The following is an 18056-nucleotide window of genomic DNA, read 5'->3' as shown; positions in this document are numbered from 1 at the left end:
AGCCTGAGCGAATTGCCCGTTACGCCGGGTTTAGCTGCACGTATCGATGGAAGCCGGGTGGGAAACACCCACACCCCTACCCATGCTTCCCAGCAGGGGAGACAGTGATGACTTCCCCAGAGACACAGACGCAGCAAGTACGGCAGACCGCCCCGCCCGAGGCCGGGCCCCAGGGCGACGGCAAGCACACCGGCGGCAAGGTGGTGCATCTGCACACCGCGCACCCCCGGGTTCCCATCCCTTACGTGACCCCGGGCGACATGTTCTCGGGTGCCCGCAAGGCCACCTCGACGGCGACGTCCGCAGCCGCGTCCACGGCGACCACCGCGATGTCGATGCTCCCCTCGCCCCGCAAGCTGGCCTTCTATGGCGTCCTCGGCGGCATGACCGCAGCCGGAGCCATGGCCTGGCCGGTCGCGGTCGCCGTCGGCGCAGCCACCGAGGTGATCACCCGCGAGTAGGCGGCACGGCACCACCAGGACCACGAGAGCATGACGCCCCCGCAGACCGCGACGAGCTGAACCCGAGCGCCGAGCCCGCCCAAGCTAGCCGCCCACAACTCATGTGAGCAGGGAAAACGCGGCACCGCGTGCCTGCCCTCCCGGCACCGGATGCCAATTTTCGCGGTATAGGGACCTTTTAGCCCTCCAACCTTTGATCGATCATCGATCAGGGAGTTACAGTCGCCGACGGGCTTGCACCCAAGCCCTCCGCCCTGTCCTGCCAAAGACAAAGGGCACCCCCGAACCCTTACCGATGAGGGAACCCCCTTCGACTGAGGAAGGCGGCGACATGACCGACCCCAACGCCATCCAGCCGAGCGCGCTCGACCAGCTCCCCGACCGTGATCCGGAGGAGACCGCCGAATGGCAGGCCTCACTGGACGCGGTCGCCAAGGCAGCAGGTCCGCACCGCGCCGCATACCTGATGCGCCGGACGCTGGAGCGGGCCGAGGGCACCGGCATCGCGCTGCCCAAGCTCCTCGAGACCGACTACGTCAACACCATCCCCACCCCCGCCGAGCCGTCCGCGCCCGGTGACGAGGCGATGGAAGCCCGTATCACCGCATGGAACCGCTGGAACGCGGCCGCCATGGTGACCCGCGGCTCCAAATACGGCGTCGGCGGCCACATCGCCACCTTCGCCTCCGCGGCCTGGCTCTACGAGACCGGCTTCAACCACTTCTTCAAGGGCAAGGAGGCGGACGGCTCCGGCGACCAGCTGTACATCCAGGGCCACGCCTCCCCCGGCATCTACGCCCGCGCCTTCCTCGACGGCCGGCTGAACGAGCAGCAGCTCGACAACTTCCGCCGCGAGTCCGGCGGCGACGGCCTCCCGTCGTACCCGCACCCGCGCCGCCTGCCCTGGCTGTGGGAGTTCCCGACGGTGTCCATGGGCCTCGGCCCGCTCTCGGCCATCTACCAGGCCCGCTTCAACCGGTACCTCACCAACCGCGGCATCAAGGACGTCTCCGCGTCCCACGTGTGGGCGTTCCTCGGTGACGGCGAGATGGACGAGCCCGAGTCGACGGCGGCACTCGCCCTGGCCTCCCGCGAGGGCCTGGACAACCTGACCTTCGTCATCAACTGCAACCTGCAGCGCCTCGACGGCCCGGTCCGCGCCAACTTCAAGATCGTGCAGGAGCTGGAGGCCCAGTTCCGCGGCGCCGGCTGGAACGTCGTCAAGACGCTCTGGGGCACGGCGTGGGACGAGCTGTTCCAGCTCGACACGACCGGCGCGCTCGTACGCCGGCTGCGTGAGGTACCCGACGCGCAGGTGCAGACGTACCAGACCCGCGACGCCGCCTACATCCGCCAGGACTTCTTCGGCAAGGACCCGGAGCTCGCCGAGATGGCGAAGCTGCTGAGCGACGACAAGATCCTGGAGTGCTTCCACCTCTCCCGCGGTGGTCACGAGGCGCGCAAGGTGTACGCCGCCTACAAGGCCGCCGTCGAGTTCAAGGGCGCGCCGACGGTCATCCTGGCCCAGACGGTCAAGGGCCACACCCTCGGCGAGGGCTTCGCGTCGAAGAACGCCAACCACCAGATGAAGAAGCTGACGGTGGACGAGTTCAAGACGATGCGCGACCTGCTCGAACTCCCCATCTCCGACGCGCAGTTCGTCGACGGCGTGGTTCCCTACGGCCACCCCGGCGCCGACTCCCCCGAGGTCCGCTACCTCCAGGAGCGCCGCGCGGCTCTCGGCGGCCCGGCCCCGGCCCGGCGCGTCCACCCGGTGGCGCCGCTGCCCGCCCCCTCCGAGAAGGCCTTCGCCTCCTTCGACAAGGGCTCCGGCTCCCAGAACGTGGCCACCACCATGGCCTTCGTCCGCCTGATCAAGGACCTGGTCCGCGACAAGGAGTCGGGCAAGCGCTGGGTGCCGATCGTCCCCGACGAGGCGCGCACCTTCGGTATGGAGAGCCTCTTCCCGTCCCTGGGCATCTACTCGCCCAAGGGCCAGACGTACGAGCCGGTCGACCGCGACCAGCTCATGTACTACAAGGAAGCCCAGAACGGCCAGATCCTCAACGAGGGGATCACCGAGGCCGGTTCGATGGCCGACTTCATCGCCGCGTCGACCGCGTACTCCACGCACGGCGAGACGATGATCCCGTTCTACATCTTCTACTCGATGTTCGGCTGGCAGCGCACTGCCGACCAGATGTGGCAGCTCGGCGACCAGCTCGGCCGCGGCTTCCTCGTCGGCGCCACCGCGGGCCGTACGACGCTGACGGGCGAGGGCCTCCAGCACGCCGACGGTCACTCGCCGGTGATCGCGGCGACGAACCCGGCCGCGCTGACGTACGACCCGGCCTTCGCGTACGAGGTCGCGGCGATCGTCAAGGACGGTCTGCGCCGGATGTACGGCGAGGCGGCCCCGGGCGAGGACCAGAACGTCTTCTACTACCTCACCGTCTACAACGAGCCGCTCCCGCAGCCCGCGAAGCCCGCCGTGGACGGCGTCGACGAGGGCATCGTCAAGGGCCTGTACCGCTTCAACACGGCGGAGTCGGCGGGCCTGACCCCGGTGGCGAACGCCCCGCGCATCCAGCTGCTCGGCTCCGGCACGGCGATCCACTGGACGCTCAAGGCACAGAGGCTGCTCGCCGAGGAGTGGGGCGTGGCGGCCGACGTCTGGTCGGCGACGTCCTGGACGGAGCTGCGCCGGGACGCTCTGGAGGCCGACGCGGCCCTGCTGCGCGGCGAGGAGCGGATGCCGTTCGTTCGCCAGGCGCTCCAGGGTGCCGAGGGCCCGGTGCTGGCGGTCTCCGACTACATGCGCCAGGTTCCCGACCAGATCGCGCAGTGGGTGGAGCAGGACTACTCCTCGCTGGGCGCGGACGGCTTCGGCCTCTCCGACACCCGCGAGGCGGCCCGCCGCCACTTCGGCGTCGACGCCGAGTCGATCGTCGTCGCGGCCCTGGCCCAGCTCGCGAAGCGCGGCGAGGTCAAGGCGACGGCCGTGAAGGAAGCGCGCGAGAAGTACGGCCTGTAAGAGCTGACCTTCCTGGTCTGCGACGAAGACGAAGGGGTACGGCGGCTGCCGTGCCCCTTCGCCGTCAGCGGGTTCGCCGTCAGCGGGTTCGCCGTCAGCGGGTTCGTCGTCAGCGGGTTCGTCGTCAGCGGGTTCGTTGTCAGTGGGCCCCGGCATGATGGCCGTATGCGTGCTGCCCGGCTCATCAAGATGGTGCTGCTTCTGCAGTCCCGGCCCTCCATGACCGCGGCCGAGCTCGCGCGCGAGCTGGAGGTCTCGGAGCGGACCGTCACACGGGACGCGCAGGCCCTGTCCGAGGCCGGTGTCCCGGTGTACGCGGATCGGGGGCGGGCCGGCGGGTACCGGCTCATCGGCGGGTACCGGACCAGGTTGACGGGGCTCGGGCGGAGCGAGGCCGAGGCGCTGTTCCTGAGCGGGCTTCCGGGCGCGCTGCGGGAGATGGGGCTGGAGGACGCGGCCTCCGCCGCCACGCTGAAGGTGTCGGCGGCCCTGATGCCCTCGCTGCGGGACGCCTCCCGTTCCGCCGCCCAGCGGTTCCATCTGGACGCCCCGAACTGGTTCAGGGAGCCGAAGACACCCGAGCTGCTGCCGGCCGTCGCGGACGCGGTGTGGGACGACCGGCGGATCGTGGCCCGGTACCGGCGCGGGGAGAGCGAGGTCGGGCGGGAGCTGGAGCCGTACGGGCTCGTGCTGAAGGCGGGGGTCTGGTACCTGTGCGCCCGCGTGGCGGGACACGGCTCGTACCGGGTGTACCGCATCGACCGGTTCACCGCCGTGGACCGAGGTGAGGAGCGGTTCGAGCGGGACGGGGAATTCGATCTGCCGGGCTTCTGGGAGGAGCGCGCCGAGCAGTTCGCGCGGTCCCTGCTGCGGGCCGAGGTCGTGGTGCGGGTGTCGCCGGGTGGGGTGCGCCGGTTGCCGTACACCGTCGATCCGCAGTCCGCGCGGGAGGCACTGCGAGCGGCGGACGCCCCGGACGGGGACGGCTGGGTGACGCTGACGCTGCCCGTGGAGTCCGAGGAGGTCGCCCACACCCAGCTCGCGTCGCTGGGGCCGGAGATCGAGGTGCTGGCGCCGGATTCGCTGAGGGAGCGGTTCACGGACGATGCGATACGGCTGGCCGCGCTGTACGGAGCGTGAGCCGGGACACCGGCCGGGCACCGGTCGGACACCGCCCTGCCCGACCGGCCCAAGGCCCGTACGCCGATAACAATCCGTCGCACTCCACGTGCGCCCCACCCTCGCAGGGCCGATGCTGGACGCGTGATGGACGAGACGGAGTTCTGGGAGCTGGTGGACGGCGCCCGTGAGGCCGCCGAGGGCGACCCCGAGGAGCAGGCCGACCTGCTCGTGGAGCGGCTGCTCCAGCAGGACCCCGACTCGGTGCTCGACTTCGCCCGTCACTTCGAGGCCCGCTACAACCGCGCGTACACCTGGGACCTGTGGGGCGCCGCCTGGGTTCTGCTGGACGGGGCCAGCGACGACGCGTTCGACTTCTTCCGGTGCTGGCTGATCGGCCAGGGCCGCGAGGTGTACGAGGGCGGCGTGCACGACCCCGACTCGCTGGCCGACCTGCTGGACGACTTCGACGAGGAGTTCGACGGCGACGCCGAGGAGCTCGGCTACGCCGCGGACGAGGCCTACGAACAGCTCACCGGCACCGTCGCCCCCGACCTCGGCATCCCGCCCGCGCCCCCGGAACCGGAGGGCACGCCGGTCGATTTCGAGAACGAGCGGGCGCTGGCGGACCGGTATCCCAAGCTGTGGGAGCGTTTCAAGGCCTGAGGACTGAGGACTGAGGACTGAGCCGGATCAGGCCGCGGCGGTCCGCCTGCGGCTGGGGTCCGACGGGAGGTAGGCCTGCGGCTGCGCCGGGTCGGCCTGCACCGCGTGGTGCATCGGCGCCTCATTGGCCTGGTCGAGCGCGGACGCCGTGACGGCGGCCGGCCCCAGGACGACGGTCGCGACCGCGCAGACCACGGTCCAGACCCGCTTGCTGCTGTGGTTGGGCGTGCCGTTGTCGCTGCTCATGATCCCCACCTCCGGTCAGTGCGTGTGCATGACGATAGGGAGGCTGTCTCGGGGAGATCGTTGAGTCGGCTACGAGAAGCCTGTGAGCGAGCCGGTGACGGAGCCGGTGAGCGAGCCGGTGAGGAAGCCGGCGGGGGCCTTTCCGGAAGGTTCACGCTCCGTCTCTTGACCGGTTCCGTGATCTCCGGCTTAGGGTGACCGGACCGAACAGGAGCACCCTGCCCATGACCAGCCTGTACGTGCGGGAGATACCGCGCCAGGAGCATCTGGCCCACCTACGGCTGTATCCCGACGCGAGCCATCTGCAGATCCCCGAGTGGGGCGATGTGAAGCCCGACTGGCTGCCGGAGAGCGTGGGGTGGTTCGAGGGCGACGAGATGGTCGCGACGGCGCTGGTCCTGTACCGGCCCCTGCCCGGCACCCGGCGCTACCTGGCCTACCTCCCCGACGGGCCCGCCATCGACTGGCGTACGCCACGCCTGGAACGGTGGCTGGACCCGCTCGTCGCCCACCTGAAGCGGATCGGGGCGTTCTCCGTCCGGATCGGCCCGCCGCTCGTCGTACGCCACTGGGACGCGGCCGACGTGACGGCGGGCATCGCCGACCGCGAGGTGGGTCAGCTGCGCGATGTGCCCACGGCCGGCATCGACGGTTACGCCCTCGACGCCGCGGAGCGGCTGCGGCGGCTGGGGTGGCGGCGGTGCGAGGAGGACGACGGGAGCGGGTTCGGGCTCGGTCAGCCGCGCTACGGCTGTGAGATCCCGTTGGCGGGGCGCTCGGTGGACGATCTGCGTGCCGCGCTCGCACCGCACTGGGAACAGTCGCTGCGCACCGCCGAGGCGGCGGGCGTCCGGATCTCGTGGGGCTCGGCGGCCGACCTGCCCGAGTTCTACCGTCTGTACACCGTGACGGCCGCCCGCGACGGCTTCAAAGCTCGCCCGCTGGACTACTTCCGGCGCATGTGGGCGGCCCTGAACGCCGAGGACGAGGACCGGCTGCGGCTCTACCTCGCCGAGTACGACGGCGAGGTGCTCTCCGCGGCCCTCATGATCAGCGTCGGCTCCAGGGCCTGGCACTCCTACGCCGCGTCCGGCCGCCGGGGTCGTGAACTGCGACCCAGCAGCGCCCTGCTGTGGCGGATGCTGGGCGACGCCCGGGCCGCGGGCGCCGACACCTACGACCTCCGGTCCATCACCCCCACCCTCACCGAGGACCGCCTCCTCGGCCGCCTCCTGTTCAAGACCGGCGCGGGCGGCCGTGCGGTGGAGTACCTCGGCGAGTGGGAACTGCCGGTGGGGAGCCAGGGGAGGGTGTTGCAGCGGGCGCTGGGGGTTTATCTGGGGAGGCGGTGACCGGCCGGGGCGGGGTTGTGCCGGGGCGAGCGCCCGAGGAGTGGGGCACGCCGGGCGGCACGGGGGAGGATCAGACCGGGGCAGGCGGGGGGGCGGGTCACGCCGGTTCGGGCGAGGGCGCGAGCAGGCAGGTCCGCGCTGTAGGGCCCTCGGCCGCACGACAACTCCGGGCCGGCAAGGAGACCGCACGCGTCAGTGCCTGCCCTGCAACCGGGCCGCCGTCTCCCTGATCTCCGGGAGACGCTCGCTGAGGGCGGCGCCCGGGCAGCTCGTCATGTAGCCGACGTCGTGGCCGACGATGGCGGGGAACGTCGCGGTGGTGCCGGAGGCGTAGCGGCTGTAGCTGTTGCTGGAGGTCAGTCGGACCTTCGTGCGGGGGTCCGTGTCGGAGAGCCCCAGTTTCCAGGCGGCCACCGCGGCGATCGCGTCGGTCATCGCCTTCGGCACGGGTACGCCTTCCGTGAAGGTGCCGATGGCGGCGATGCCGGTGGTGCGGTGGTTGAAGCCCTGGGTGTGGGCGCCGGTCACGGGCCGGGCGATGCCGCCCTCACGGCCCTCGTAGATGGTGCCGCAGCGGTCGACGAGGAAGTTGTAGCCGATGTCGTCCCAGTCGCGGGAGCCGGTCTGGCCCGCGTACACGAACCGGATGATCCGGGGTACGTCGGCGCAGTCGTAGCCGTTGGGTGAGTCGGTGTGGTGGACGAACACGGCGACGACGGTGTCGTCGTAACGCGGGGGTGGCTGGGCACGCCGGGTCTCGTGGTCGAGCCAGGCCGACCTCGGCACGATGGTGGGCCGGGGCGCCTGATGCGAGGCGGCGGGCCGCGCCGCGACCGGCCGCGAACCGGCCGCGACGATCCGCTCGACGCCACTCGCGCACAACCCCAGCGCGAGAACGGCGGCGAGGCCGGGGACACAGCCGAGCAGCGCGAACGCGACGGGGTGCACCCGCCATGCCGAGAGCGGCTGCCACCGGCTCCGCCCGTGCATCTGGCCCCACCGACCGGCCGACGGCCACCCGGCCCGGTCCTGCGGCATGTCACCGGGTACCGGCCCGGCCGGCCGTCCCGGCACGGTCGGCTGCGGTCGCAGTTTCGGCTGCCCCTGGAGGGCAGGCCCCTCTCCTGCGGTGGGCGGCCCCTGCGGCGCCGGCTGTTCGCGCACGGGCGCCGCCGCCCCCGCGGGTGGCTGATTCCGCAGTACGGGCCGTGCCGACACGTCCGGCTGCTCCCGAAAGACCGCCTCATCCCGCACAGGCGGCAGCTCGCGCGCGAAGGGCCGGTCCGCCACGACTGACCGCTCCCGCAGCCCCGGCTCCTCCCCCACAGGCAGCTCTTCCGGCACGCGCGGCTCCACCGGCCGGGACGGCCGTTCCGGTACGGCCTCCTCCTGCGCGGGCGGCGCGTCCTCCCCCCGCCCTGGAGCGGGCCCGCCCGCAGCCTCCCGCCATGGGCCCGCGCCGGCTCCTCGCGAAGTGTCCCGCGATGGTTCACCGTCCGATGCCGGTGCGCCCCCCGCCACGCCATCCGGGCCCGCTGTCCGCCCAGCCCCCTCCACGAAATCCCGAGCCCCCGTCGAATCCCCCTGTAACGGCTCCCGGCCCGCGCCTCCCCCAGCCCCCCGCATCCGCGCAGCCCACGGTATTCGTACGGCACGTGGTCTTCGTCTCCCCCGTGTTCCTCGGAAGACCCTTCGGGTGACCCGTCGGAAGGCACGCATGGCTCTACTGTCCGACGGATCCGGTCCGCCCGCGATGTGTGCTGTGACGCCCGGTGGAACCATCGTCCTGGTCCGGGGCGTTTCTCCAGGTGCACGCGGCGTGGCCGGTTCCCGGCGGCGCGTGCGCGGGCACTGATCAACAGGCGTCTCGCGCGCGTACTAAGGGGTCCGAGAGAAAGGCGGCTCTGTGGACCTGCTCGACATCCTGCTGTTGCTGGTGATCCTGGCCTACGCGGCGTCCGGATACCGGCGCGGACTGGTGGCCGGATGCATCTCGCTGGCCGGCTTCGTGGGCGGCGCGGTGATCGGCGTATGGATCCTGCCGTGGATGATGGACCTGGTCACACCGGGCACGACGGGGGCGACCGTGACCGCGGTGCTCACCGTGCTGCTCCCGGCGGTCCTGGTGCACGAGCTGGCGGGACGGCTGGCGCTGCGGCTGCGAAGGGAACTGGACCGCGGGCCGCTCAGGGTGGCGGACGGCGTCGGCGGTGCCGTGGCCAACTCGGTGGCCGTGCTGATCGTGGCGTGGGTGGCCGCGAGCGTTCTCGCCGCGTCCTCCTCCCCGCTGCTGACCGCCGCCATCCGGGACTCCCGGCTGCTCGGGACCGTGCAGGACGCGATGCCGGACACGACCCCCGCCTGGTTCTCCCGAGCCACCTCCGCGCTCACCGAAGCCGGGTTCCCGCAGGTCTTCAACCCCTTCGAGAACGAGTCGACCGCCGAGGTCGCCGAGCCCTCCGGCGACAGCGTCACGCCGGCCGCCGCGAACGCCGCCAAGCTCAGCACGGTCAAGATCGAGGGCACCGCGGGCACCCAGGGCCGCGAGGGCAGTGGCTTCGTCTACTCCCCGCAGCACGTGATGACCAACGCCCATGTGGTGGCCGGCATCGACGCCCCCAGCGTCCGGGTCGGCGGCGTCGGGCCGTCGTACGAGTCGCGGGTGGTGCTCTTCGACCCGGACCGGGACGTCGCCGTGCTGTACGTCCCGGATCTGCGCGCCCCCGTCCTGTCGTTCGACGAGGAGGCCACCCGAGGCGACTCGGCCGTCGTGGCGGGCTATCCCGAGGACGGCGACCTGAACCTCCAGGCGGCGACGGTCGCGAACCGGGTGCGGGCGACCGGGCAGAACATCTACAACGACGAGACCGTCACCCGCGAGATCTACTCGATCCGCTCCACCGTCCGCCCCGGCAACTCCGGCGGCCCGCTGCTGACCACCGACGGCAAGGTGTTCGGCGTCGTCTTCGCCCGCTCCACCTCCGACGACCGGACCGGCTACGTCCTCACGGTCGCCGAGGTCGCCTCCGACGCCAGGCGCGCGGCCAACGCGACGGCGGCGGTGGGTACGGGGGAACTCGTCACCTCATGAGGCCCTGGCGTGCCGGTGTCAGAGGCTGCGCCCCATGAACACATCGTCCACAAACTGCCCGTCCAGGAAGAACTCCTCGGGCAGCACCCCCTCCACCACGAACCCCTCGGACTCGTACAGCTTGCGCGCCGGCGTGTTGTGACCGAGGACGCGCAGGGTGAGCCGGCGTGCGCCCCTGCGGCACGCCTCCTCCACCGCCGCCCGGATCAGCGCCCGGCCCACACCGAGGCCACGCGCTTCGTCGGCGACGGCGAGGCCCTGGATCTGCCGGACGTGCGCGTTACAGGCGAGCGGAGTGGGGAAGCCGAGGCGGACGTAGCCGACGATACGGCGGTCGAGCTCCGCGACCAGATGGTCCTCCGGGGCGTGGCGCTCGGTGAAGAACGGCGGGTAGGGCGGGCGCGGTTCGGGCATGACCGCGTGCGTCGGCGACCACGTGACACGGTCGAGGTGGGACAGCTCCTCCTCGTCATCGGGCAGAGCAGCGCGTATACGGGCTTTGTACGGCTCGGGCATGAGCGTCACCCTACGACCGGACCCCCGGGAACCCGACCGGGGTTTTATGTGGTCAACGGCAGGATTGAGGTCATGGAACTTTCAAGAATCGCGGTGGCCGGCTCCTCCGGACTGATCGGCGGCGCATTGGTGCGCTCGCTGGTCGCGGACGGGCACGAGGTGGTGCGGCTGGTGCGCCGTGCACCCCGCTCGGCGGACGAGGTCCGGTGGGACCCCGAGCGCAGGTACGTGGACGCGGCCGGGCTCGCGGGGTGCGGCGCCGTGGTCAATCTGGCCGGCGCGAACGTGGGCTCGCGGCGCTGGACGGATGCGTACAAGGCGAAGCTGCGCAGCGGCCGGGTGCAGGGCACGGCGGCACTGGCGGAGGCGATGGTGTCGCTGGACGAGCCGCCGCGGGTGTTCGTGAACGGCAGCGCGATCGGCTACTACGGCGAGACCGGCGACCGGGCCGTCGACGAGAGCGCCCCGCCCGGGGAGGGCTTCCTGCCCTCGCTGGCCGTGGAGTGGGAGGGCGCGGCGGCGCCCGCGCAGGAGGCGGGCGTACGGACGGTGTTCCCGCGCACGGGGCTGGTGGTGGCCCGGCAGGGCGGGGCCTGGGGGCGGCTGTTCCCGCTGTTCAAGGCTGGGCTCGGCGGGCGGCTGGGGGACGGACGGCAGTACTGGTCGTTCGTCTCGCTGCACGACGAGGTGGCCGCGATCCGGCATCTGATCGACCGGGACGATCTGTCGGGCCCGTTCAACGTGACGGCGCCGCAGCCGCTGACGAACCGTGAGATCACCGAGGCGATGGGGCGGGTACTGCACCGGCCGACGCCCTTCCCGGTCCCCGCGCCGGTGCTGCGGACGGTCCTCGGCGAGTTGGCCGGGGACGTACTGGGCAGCCAACGGGTGCTGCCGAAGCGGCTGCTGGAGTCCGGATTCACCTTCGCGTTCCCGGACATCGAGGGGGCGATCCGGGCTGCCGCCAAGTAATCGAAGGGTCAAGCCGGGTACCCGCCATGTATCGGTCGGGCGACACCGAGCGCCCGCATGCGACCGCTGTGCGACCGTGCTCTGCCCATGCGCGACTGTTTTTGACCGATCACAGCCCTAACCTCGACCCGAACTCGGGTATCCCCGGAGCCAGTTGGGGGCATGACGTCTCCACCGGCCGCGCAACCTCGAGGAGGGGCACGTGCTTGAGCCCGCGTACCAGGCGGACGTCGTCATCGTGGGAGCCGGGGTCGCCGGACTCTCCGCGGCGCATCGGCTGACCAGCGCAGGAGTGAGGACCGCAGTGCTGGAGGCCGCCCCTTACCCGGGCGGCCGCATGTCGACCGAGAAAGTCGACGGGTTCCGGCTCGACCGGATCGGGCAACTCCTGTCGACGTCGTATCCGGAGTTACGGCTGACACCCGGGCTCGACGCACTGGCGCTGCGCCTCTTCGCGCCGGGCGTACTGCTGCACAGCGACGGGCGCCGGCATCGCGCGGGCGCGGTGGCGAGCCCGTTGAGCGCCCGGCGCGCAAGGGGCGCACTCCACGCGGTGCGCGCCCTGGCGAGCGCCCCGAGGACCGGGCCCGTACGGGGTGTTCCGGGACAGACGCCCATACCGCGGGTCCGCGCGGGCGCACCGCTGGGCACGGCCGTCGACCAGGCCAGGCTCGGCGCCGCGCTCGCCCGGCTGGCCACCGTGCCCGTCGAACGGCTGCTCGCCCGCACCGAGTTGCCCGCCGCGCAGGCTCTCGCCGAGCGGGGCGTTCCGGCGCGGACGATCGACGGCTTCCTGCGGCCGCTGCTCGCCGCGCTGCTGTGCGACCCGGAACTGGCGACGTCCAGCCGGTGCGCGGATCTGGCGCTCCGCTCCTTCGCGAGCGGGCGGATGTGCGTGCCCGAGGGCGGCGCCGAGGCGCTGCCGGAGCTGCTGGCACGGGTGTTGCCGCCGGGCACCGTGCACACCGGGGTGCGGGTCACGTCGGTCGCCACGACGTCCGTGACCACCGCCGAGCACGGCGAGATCCGCTGCCGGGCCGTCCTGCTTGCGACGGACGCACGGACCGCCGCCGAGCTGCTGCCGGGCCTGCGCGTACCGGACTTCCACCCGGTGACCGTCGTCCACCACACGACCGACGAGCCGCCGGCGACCGGCGCCTCGCTGGTGCTCGACGCCGACCGGGGTGGCCCGGTCGCACACACGGCGGTGATCAGCCAGGTCGACCCGAGCCGCGCACCGGCGGGCCGCACACTCGTCTCGTCGACGGTCCTCGGCACGCCGCCGCCCGACATCGACACGGCCGTACGGATGCATCTGTCCCGCCTCTACGGCACCTCCACCGCACGCTGGGAGACCCTCGCCGTGCACCACACCCCGGAGGCCGTCCCCGCGATGCGCGCGCCCCACGACCTGCGCCGTCCGGTGCGCCTCCTGGCGGGCCTGTACGTCTGCGGCGACCACCGCGACACCAGCACGGTCCAGGGAGCCCTCCACTCGGCCCACCGGGCCGCGGCGGCGATCCTGGCGGACCTGGGGGCGGCGGGGTCCCTGCACCGGGCGGAGCCGCTCCCCACAGCGAGGGCCGCCTGAAGCGCCGCCTACCCCAAGGCCGCCACCTTGTCGCGATACCCCCGCACCGGCGCCGCATCCCGGTACGGCTCCAGCCTCCGCTCGAAGTCCCTGACGTACTCGACCGCCCGTACGGAGCGCATCTCCGCGGCAGCGCCCGCGGCCTCCGCGCCCAGGGCGCCGGCCTGGTCGTGTTCGCCGCGGCCGAGGCGGGCGGAGGCGAGGACGACGCGGGAGAAGAGGCGGCTGCGGGCGTAGGCGGGGGCACGCAGCTGCAGGGAGCGCTCGGCATGCTGGGCCGCCGCGCGGAACTGCTGCAGGTCCCGGTGGCAGTGGCCGAACTCGTCGGCGAGCTGCGCCTCGTCGAAGAAGCGCGCCCAGTGCGGCACGTCGTCGACGGGGCGGGCCGCTTCGAGGGCGCGTTCGGCCCGCACCAGGGAGGCGGTGCAGGCTCGCACCTCGCCCAGTACGCCGTGCCCGCGCGCCTCGCACGCATGCAGCAGGGCCTGCACGACCGGCGGCGCGCTGGTCCCCACGCCCTGCTGGGCCACGCGCGCGAGCTGGACGGCCTCACGTCCGTGCCCGAGGTAGACGGCCTGACGGCTCATGGTGACCAGGACGTAGGAGCCGAACGCCCGGTCACCGGCCGCCTGCGCGAGCCGCAGCGACTGCACGAAGTAACGCTGGGCGAGCCCGTGCGCCGCGATGTCGTACGACGTCCAGCCCGCGAGCCTCGTGAGGTCCGCTGCGGCCGCGAACAGGCGGCGGCCGGTCTGCTCGCCGTAGGTGCCGCGCAGCATCGGCTCGCACTCGTGCTCCAGGTAGCGGACCAGGGCCTGCCGGGCGTGACCACCGCCGTACATGTCGTCGAGGGAGCGGAACAGCTCGCCGACCGAGCGCAGCGCGGCGATGTCGCCGCCGGTGACCTTCTGGCCGGGGCCGCGCTCGGCCTGCCCGCGCTGGCGGGGTACGGCCGTCGGGCGGCCCTGCACCGGGATGCGGGCGATCGCCTCGCCGCGGGCGACCTTCTCGTCGGCGCGGCCGATGAGCCAGTCCCGACTGGGCACGACGAGGCCGGCCGGAGTGAACGCGATCTTGCGCAGCTCGGCGTGGCTGCCGGAGTCCTTGCGCCACAGGCCGCTGACGATGTCGACGGCTTCCTCGGGTGTCGCGGCGAACTCCAGCCCCGCGTACACGGGCGCGCAGGCGTCGAGGCCGAGGTCCTGGGCGGAGAGCCGGCGGCCGAGGCGGCGCGTGAAGACCTCGGCGATGAGCGCGGGCGTCGTACCGCGTGGCTGCTGCCCGCGCAGCCAGCGGGTGACCGAGGTCTTGTCGTATCTGAGATCAAGCCCGTGTTCGAGGCCGAGCTGGTCCACCCGGCGGGCGAGACCCGCGTTGGAGAATCCCGCTTCTGCGATGAGCGCGGCGAGCTGACGGTTGGGAGTGCGCTGCGCGGGTCGTTCCGTCATCTGCGGTGCGGTCTCCTGCCTTTCGGGCCTTGCGGGGCCGTACGGCCGCGGGTGCCCGGATTGCCGGTGAGCAGCCCTTTTGGCCTGCTCGAACGGCGCGAATGTAGCGGAGAGTAAGCGGCCGATCGCACATTTCGCCGCCCATTCATCCGATCGTGTGAGGATTGCCCTACCGGGCTGACGCGGACCGCGAGACGTCACCCGAACGAGCCGGTCGTACAGTGGCGTGGGCACGCTTTGTGCCTTACGACCTTCTAGGCACCAGGGAGGCGCTTGCCGTGGGTGAGTTGCGGTTCGTGCGCATGGGGTTCGGAGCGGACGCCGTCGAGTACCAGCAGGCGTGGGACGAGCAGCGCCGGGTGCACGCGGCGCGGTTCGAGGACGAGATCCCCGACACGGTTCTGCTTCTCGAACACCCTCCGGTGTACACGGCGGGCCGGCGCACGGCGGCCAACGAGCGGCCCCTGGACGGCACGCCGGTCATCGACGTGGACCGCGGCGGCAAGATCACCTGGCACGGCCCGGGCCAGCTCGTCGGCTACCCGATCCAGAAGCTGCCGCGCCCCGTGGACGTCGTGGCCCATGTACGGCGGCTGGAGGAGGCCCTGATCCGCACCTGTGCGGAGTTCGGCCTGGAGACCACCCGCGTCGAGGGCCGCAGCGGGGTGTGGGTCCTGGGCGATCCGGTCGAACAGCGTCCGTCGTTCGGCGGACTCGCGCTGGACTTCGACCCCCGCCTGACGGACGACGAGTTCGACCCCCGCCTGAACGGCCCCGAGTACGCCCCCTCCAACGCCGGCCAGCGGCGCGAGGACCGCAAGATCGCGGCGATCGGGATCCGGGTCGCGAAGGGCGTGACCATGCACGGCTTCGCCCTGAACGTGAACCCGGACAACAAGTGGTTCGACCGGATCATCCCCTGCGGGATCCGCGACGCGGGCGTCGCCTCGCTGGCCGCCGAGCTCGGCCGGGACGTCACGATCGACGAGGTGCTGCCGGTCGTCGAGCGGCACCTCACGGACGTACTGGAGAACGCGGAGCTGAAGCCGCGGCTGGTCGACAAGACGCCGGTGACTGTCAGCCCGTCGGGCTTTTGAGGACGAGGCCGTTCAGGCCGAAGCGGGGGCCTGGGGGTGGCAGCCCCCAGCAAGGCCAGCGCCCACGCCGGGCAAACAAATCAACGGGCGTACCCTGGGTCACGCCGAAGAATCAATCGCTAGGGAGCCGGTCGTGTCCGCAGTCTCACCCGACGGACGCAAGATGCTGCGCCTGGAGGTCCGCAACGCCCAGACCCCCATCGAGCGCAAGCCCGAGTGGATCAAGACGCGGGCGAAAATGGGCCCCGAGTACACGAAGATGCAGAACCTCGTGAAGAGCGAGGGCCTGCACACGGTCTGCCAGGAAGCCGGCTGCCCCAACATCTACGAGTGCTGGGAGGACCGCGAGGCGACCTTCCTCATCGGCGGCGACCAGTGCACCCGGCGCTGCGACTTCTGCCAGATCGACACCGGCAAGCCCGAGGCGCTCGACCGCGACGAGCCCCGCCGCGTCGGCGAGTCCGTGGTCACGATGGACCTGAACTACGCCACCATCACCGGCGTCGCCCGCGACGACCTCCCGGACGGCGGCGCCTGGCTGTACGCCGAGACCGTGCGCCAGATCCACCAGCAGACCGCCGAGCGCGAGGCCGGCCGCACCAAGGTCGAGCTGCTCGCCCCCGACTTCAACGCCGTACCGGAGCTGCTGCAGGAGGTCTTCGCCTCCCGCCCCGAGGTCTTCGCGCACAACGTCGAGACGGTGCCGCGGATCTTCAAGCGCATCCGCCCCGGCTTCCGCTACGAGCGCTCCCTGAAGGTCATCACCGAGGCCCGCGACTACGGCCTGGTCACCAAGTCCAACCTCATCCTCGGCATGGGCGAGACCCGCGAGGAGATCAGCGAGGCGCTCCAGCAGCTGCATGACGCGGGCTGCGAGCTGGTGACGATCACGCAGTACCTGCGCCCGTCCGTGCGCCACCACCCGGTGGAGCGCTGGGTCAAGCCGCAGGAGTTCGTGGAGCTGAAGGACGAGGCCGAGCAGATCGGCTTCTCCGGTGTGATGTCCGGCCCGCTGGTGCGGTCCTCCTACCGTGCCGGGCGGCTCTACCAGATGGCCATCGAGCAGCGTCAATTTGCTGCTCCGCAGCGGGGTGGTTCCTACGTCGCCTCGCAGGCGGTGTGATGGCACGGAGTGCCACCCCGTTCATGTGAACCTGCGCACAAGCAACTGCCCTTCGGCACGGCCGATTGACGCGGTCCTGGACGTCCCCGCAGATAGGGGCACCGTCAGGGCCGCGTCAAGCATTTCGGCCCGCGTATCAAGGTTTCATTGGTGTTTGACCGGTCGGTCACGCCCTGGTAACACCAATCAGTGACCCTGTTTGTACACCCCGTGCATCACTCACGAAGCCGCCATTCCCGAGGGGGGACCTCCACCATGCAGGCCGCGCCCGTTCGCGCCACCGCCATCCCGTCGTTCACCACTGCACTGCGTGCCGTCGAGTCGCTGCTGATGAGCAGCGGCCAGCGCACCGCTCGTCGCAACGCCTGGACGTCCGTGCTGGAGGACCGCCGTCGCGCCAAGGACAGGGTCGAGGCGCAGCGCGTCCTGGACCAGGTCACCACGGTCCGTTCCTGACCCCGCCGCGCTCCCCGTGCGCTCGGCACGGCACTGCCGTCGTCGGCGCTCCCGGGGGCACGTAGACTTCGTGGCATGGCGAGGAAGGACACGGCAGCGGACGCTGCAAACCCCGGGCGACTCAAGCAGATCGCTCTGACCTACAAGATGACCCGCAAGGCCGACAAGAAGATCGGTCTTGTACTCGCGGCTGTCGGAATCGTCACCTTCGGTGTCTTCCTCGCGATCGGTTTCTTGATCGGTCACCCCATCTATCTCGGCATCCTGGGCCTGTTGCTCGCCTTCCTCGCGTCGGCGATCGTCTTCGGGCGCCGGGCCGAGCGGGCGGCCTTCGGGCAGATGGAGGGCCAGCCGGGCGCCGCCGCGGCGGTGCTGGACAACATCGGCCGGGGCTGGAACACGACCCCCGCGGTGGCGATGAACCGCAGCCAGGACGTGGTCCACCGGGCCGTCGGCAAGGCCGGCATCGTGCTGGTCGCCGAGGGCAACCCGAACCGGGTGAAGACCCTGCTGGCCGCCGAGAAGAGGAAGATGAACCGCATCGTCGCGGACGTGCCGGTGCACGACCTGATCGTGGGCACGGGCGATGGCCAGGTCCCGCTGAAGAAGCTGCGGACCACCATGCTGAAACTGCCGCGCGTGCTGACCGGCCCCCAGGTGACCGCCACCAACGACCGGCTCAAGGCCATGGGCGACCTGATGAGCAACATGCCGTTGCCGAAGGGCCCGATGCCCAAGGGCATGAAGCTGCCGAAGGGCGGGCCGAAGGCTCGCTGACGTCCCTCGTACGACGATGGGGGCGCCCGGATCACTCCGGGCGCCCCCATCGTCGTATGCGAAGCGTCCGGCACGAGGAGTACGTTCGACTTATGCGAGGCGTACGG

General features: G+C 71.6%; 16 protein-coding genes. 12 read left to right on the top strand and 4 right to left on the bottom strand.

What is annotated here, in order from left to right; translation table 11 throughout:
• Window positions 1-107 precede the first annotated feature (107 nt).
• The 4 genes from OHO27_RS30955 (at window position 108) to OHO27_RS30940 (ending at window position 5280) form a co-directional block, all read left to right on the top strand.
• Window positions 108-461, top strand: a complete 354-nt coding sequence (locus OHO27_RS30955; protein ID WP_328428255.1) for a hypothetical protein — start codon at window positions 108-110, stop codon at window positions 459-461.
• 331 nt (window positions 462-792) lie between these two features.
• Window positions 793-3495 (top strand): pyruvate dehydrogenase (acetyl-transferring), homodimeric type, encoded by a 2703-nt coding sequence (aceE, locus tag OHO27_RS30950; protein WP_328428254.1) that lies wholly within the window; start codon window positions 793-795, stop codon window positions 3493-3495.
• A 165-nt stretch (window positions 3496-3660) separates the two neighbouring features.
• A complete protein-coding gene (locus OHO27_RS30945; protein ID WP_328428253.1) occupies window positions 3661-4635 on the top strand; it encodes a helix-turn-helix transcriptional regulator in 975 nt (324 codons plus the stop codon).
• A 126-nt stretch (window positions 4636-4761) separates the two neighbouring features.
• Window positions 4762-5280, top strand: a complete 519-nt coding sequence (locus OHO27_RS30940) for a DUF4240 domain-containing protein (protein WP_328430603.1) — start codon at window positions 4762-4764, stop codon at window positions 5278-5280.
• A 27-nt stretch (window positions 5281-5307) separates the two neighbouring features.
• Here the strand turns inward: OHO27_RS30940 and OHO27_RS30935 are convergent, their stop codons facing one another.
• Entirely contained in the window at window positions 5308-5526 is a 219-nt protein-coding gene (locus tag OHO27_RS30935) for a hypothetical protein (protein ID WP_328428252.1), read from the bottom strand.
• Window positions 5527-5750: 224 nt separating this feature from the next.
• On the opposite strand from OHO27_RS30935, the gene OHO27_RS30930 reads away from it, so the two are divergent.
• On the top strand, window positions 5751-6878 hold the full coding sequence (locus OHO27_RS30930) for a lipid II:glycine glycyltransferase FemX (protein ID WP_328428251.1): 1128 nt from the start codon (window positions 5751-5753) through the stop codon (window positions 6876-6878).
• 192 nt (window positions 6879-7070) lie between these two features.
• On the opposite strand, the gene OHO27_RS30925 is transcribed toward OHO27_RS30930, so the two are convergent.
• Window positions 7071-7868 carry a peptidoglycan recognition protein family protein gene (locus OHO27_RS30925; protein ID WP_328430602.1) on the bottom strand — a complete coding sequence of 266 codons (798 nt, stop codon included), beginning with the start codon at window positions 7866-7868 and terminating at the stop codon, window positions 7071-7073.
• Between the two features lie 916 nt (window positions 7869-8784).
• Between OHO27_RS30925 and OHO27_RS30920 the strand changes: the two genes are divergently transcribed.
• The gene (locus tag OHO27_RS30920) at window positions 8785-9969 is read left to right on the top strand and encodes a MarP family serine protease (RefSeq protein ID WP_328428250.1); all 1185 of its coding nucleotides are present in this window, start codon (window positions 8785-8787) and stop codon (window positions 9967-9969) included.
• Between the two features lie 18 nt (window positions 9970-9987).
• Here OHO27_RS30920 and OHO27_RS30915 read toward each other — a convergent pair whose 3' ends face one another.
• Window positions 9988-10485, bottom strand: coding sequence for a GNAT family N-acetyltransferase (locus OHO27_RS30915; RefSeq protein ID WP_328428249.1), 498 nt, complete (start codon window positions 10483-10485; stop codon window positions 9988-9990).
• A gap of 72 nt (window positions 10486-10557) precedes the next feature.
• Here OHO27_RS30915 and OHO27_RS30910 point away from each other — a divergent pair, with 72 nt between their 5' ends.
• Window positions 10558-11457, top strand: a complete 900-nt coding sequence (locus OHO27_RS30910; protein ID WP_328428248.1) for a TIGR01777 family oxidoreductase — start codon at window positions 10558-10560, stop codon at window positions 11455-11457.
• Window positions 11458-11659: 202 nt separating this feature from the next.
• Window positions 11660-13048, top strand: coding sequence for an NAD(P)/FAD-dependent oxidoreductase (locus OHO27_RS30905; protein ID WP_328428247.1), 1389 nt, complete (start codon window positions 11660-11662; stop codon window positions 13046-13048).
• Between the two features lie 8 nt (window positions 13049-13056).
• On the opposite strand, the gene OHO27_RS30900 is transcribed toward OHO27_RS30905, so the two are convergent.
• Window positions 13057-14496 (bottom strand): regulator, encoded by a 1440-nt coding sequence (locus OHO27_RS30900; protein ID WP_328428246.1) that lies wholly within the window; start codon window positions 14494-14496, stop codon window positions 13057-13059.
• Between the two features lie 278 nt (window positions 14497-14774).
• On the opposite strand from OHO27_RS30900, the gene lipB reads away from it, so the two are divergent.
• The 4 genes from lipB (at window position 14775) to OHO27_RS30880 (ending at window position 17949) form a co-directional block, all read left to right on the top strand.
• Window positions 14775-15593 (top strand): lipoyl(octanoyl) transferase LipB, encoded by an 819-nt coding sequence (gene lipB / locus OHO27_RS30895; protein ID WP_328428245.1) that lies wholly within the window; start codon window positions 14775-14777, stop codon window positions 15591-15593.
• A 133-nt stretch (window positions 15594-15726) separates the two neighbouring features.
• A complete protein-coding gene (gene lipA, locus OHO27_RS30890; protein ID WP_328428244.1) occupies window positions 15727-16716 on the top strand; it encodes a lipoyl synthase in 990 nt (329 codons plus the stop codon).
• Between the two features lie 255 nt (window positions 16717-16971).
• Window positions 16972-17172, top strand: a complete 201-nt coding sequence (locus OHO27_RS30885) for an SCO2195 family GlnR-regulated protein (protein WP_328428243.1) — start codon at window positions 16972-16974, stop codon at window positions 17170-17172.
• Between the two features lie 75 nt (window positions 17173-17247).
• A complete protein-coding gene (locus OHO27_RS30880) occupies window positions 17248-17949 on the top strand; it encodes a DUF4191 domain-containing protein (RefSeq protein WP_328428242.1) in 702 nt (233 codons plus the stop codon).
• Window positions 17950-18056 lie beyond the last annotated feature (107 nt).

The organism is Streptomyces sp. NBC_00443 (assembly GCF_036014175.1).
GTDB lineage: Bacteria > Actinomycetota > Actinomycetes > Streptomycetales > Streptomycetaceae > Streptomyces.
The sequence above is the reverse complement of the archived record's forward strand: the minus strand, read 5'-3'. Positions and strand labels throughout refer to the sequence as shown.

What these genes read in the sequence shown, in the direction of transcription:
- OHO27_RS30955 (WP_328428255.1), top strand. Translation starts at nt 108, where the DNA reads ATGACTTCCCCAGAGACACAGACGCAGCAAGTACGGCAGACCGCCCCG.
- aceE (WP_328428254.1), top strand. Translation starts at nt 793, where the DNA reads ATGACCGACCCCAACGCCATCCAGCCGAGCGCGCTCGACCAGCTCCCC.
- OHO27_RS30945 (WP_328428253.1), top strand. Translation starts at nt 3,661, where the DNA reads ATGCGTGCTGCCCGGCTCATCAAGATGGTGCTGCTTCTGCAGTCCCGG.
- OHO27_RS30940 (WP_328430603.1), top strand. Translation starts at nt 4,762, where the DNA reads ATGGACGAGACGGAGTTCTGGGAGCTGGTGGACGGCGCCCGTGAGGCC.
- OHO27_RS30935 (WP_328428252.1), bottom strand. Translation starts at nt 5,526, where the DNA reads ATGAGCAGCGACAACGGCACGCCCAACCACAGCAGCAAGCGGGTCTGG.
- OHO27_RS30930 (WP_328428251.1), top strand. Translation starts at nt 5,751, where the DNA reads ATGACCAGCCTGTACGTGCGGGAGATACCGCGCCAGGAGCATCTGGCC.
- OHO27_RS30925 (WP_328430602.1), bottom strand. Translation starts at nt 7,868, where the DNA reads ATGCACGGGCGGAGCCGGTGGCAGCCGCTCTCGGCATGGCGGGTGCAC.
- OHO27_RS30915 (WP_328428249.1), bottom strand. Translation starts at nt 10,485, where the DNA reads ATGCCCGAGCCGTACAAAGCCCGTATACGCGCTGCTCTGCCCGATGAC.
- OHO27_RS30910 (WP_328428248.1), top strand. Translation starts at nt 10,558, where the DNA reads ATGGAACTTTCAAGAATCGCGGTGGCCGGCTCCTCCGGACTGATCGGC.
- OHO27_RS30900 (WP_328428246.1), bottom strand. Translation starts at nt 14,496, where the DNA reads ATGACGGAACGACCCGCGCAGCGCACTCCCAACCGTCAGCTCGCCGCG.
- OHO27_RS30885 (WP_328428243.1), top strand. Translation starts at nt 16,972, where the DNA reads ATGCAGGCCGCGCCCGTTCGCGCCACCGCCATCCCGTCGTTCACCACT.
- OHO27_RS30880 (WP_328428242.1), top strand. Translation starts at nt 17,248, where the DNA reads ATGGCGAGGAAGGACACGGCAGCGGACGCTGCAAACCCCGGGCGACTC.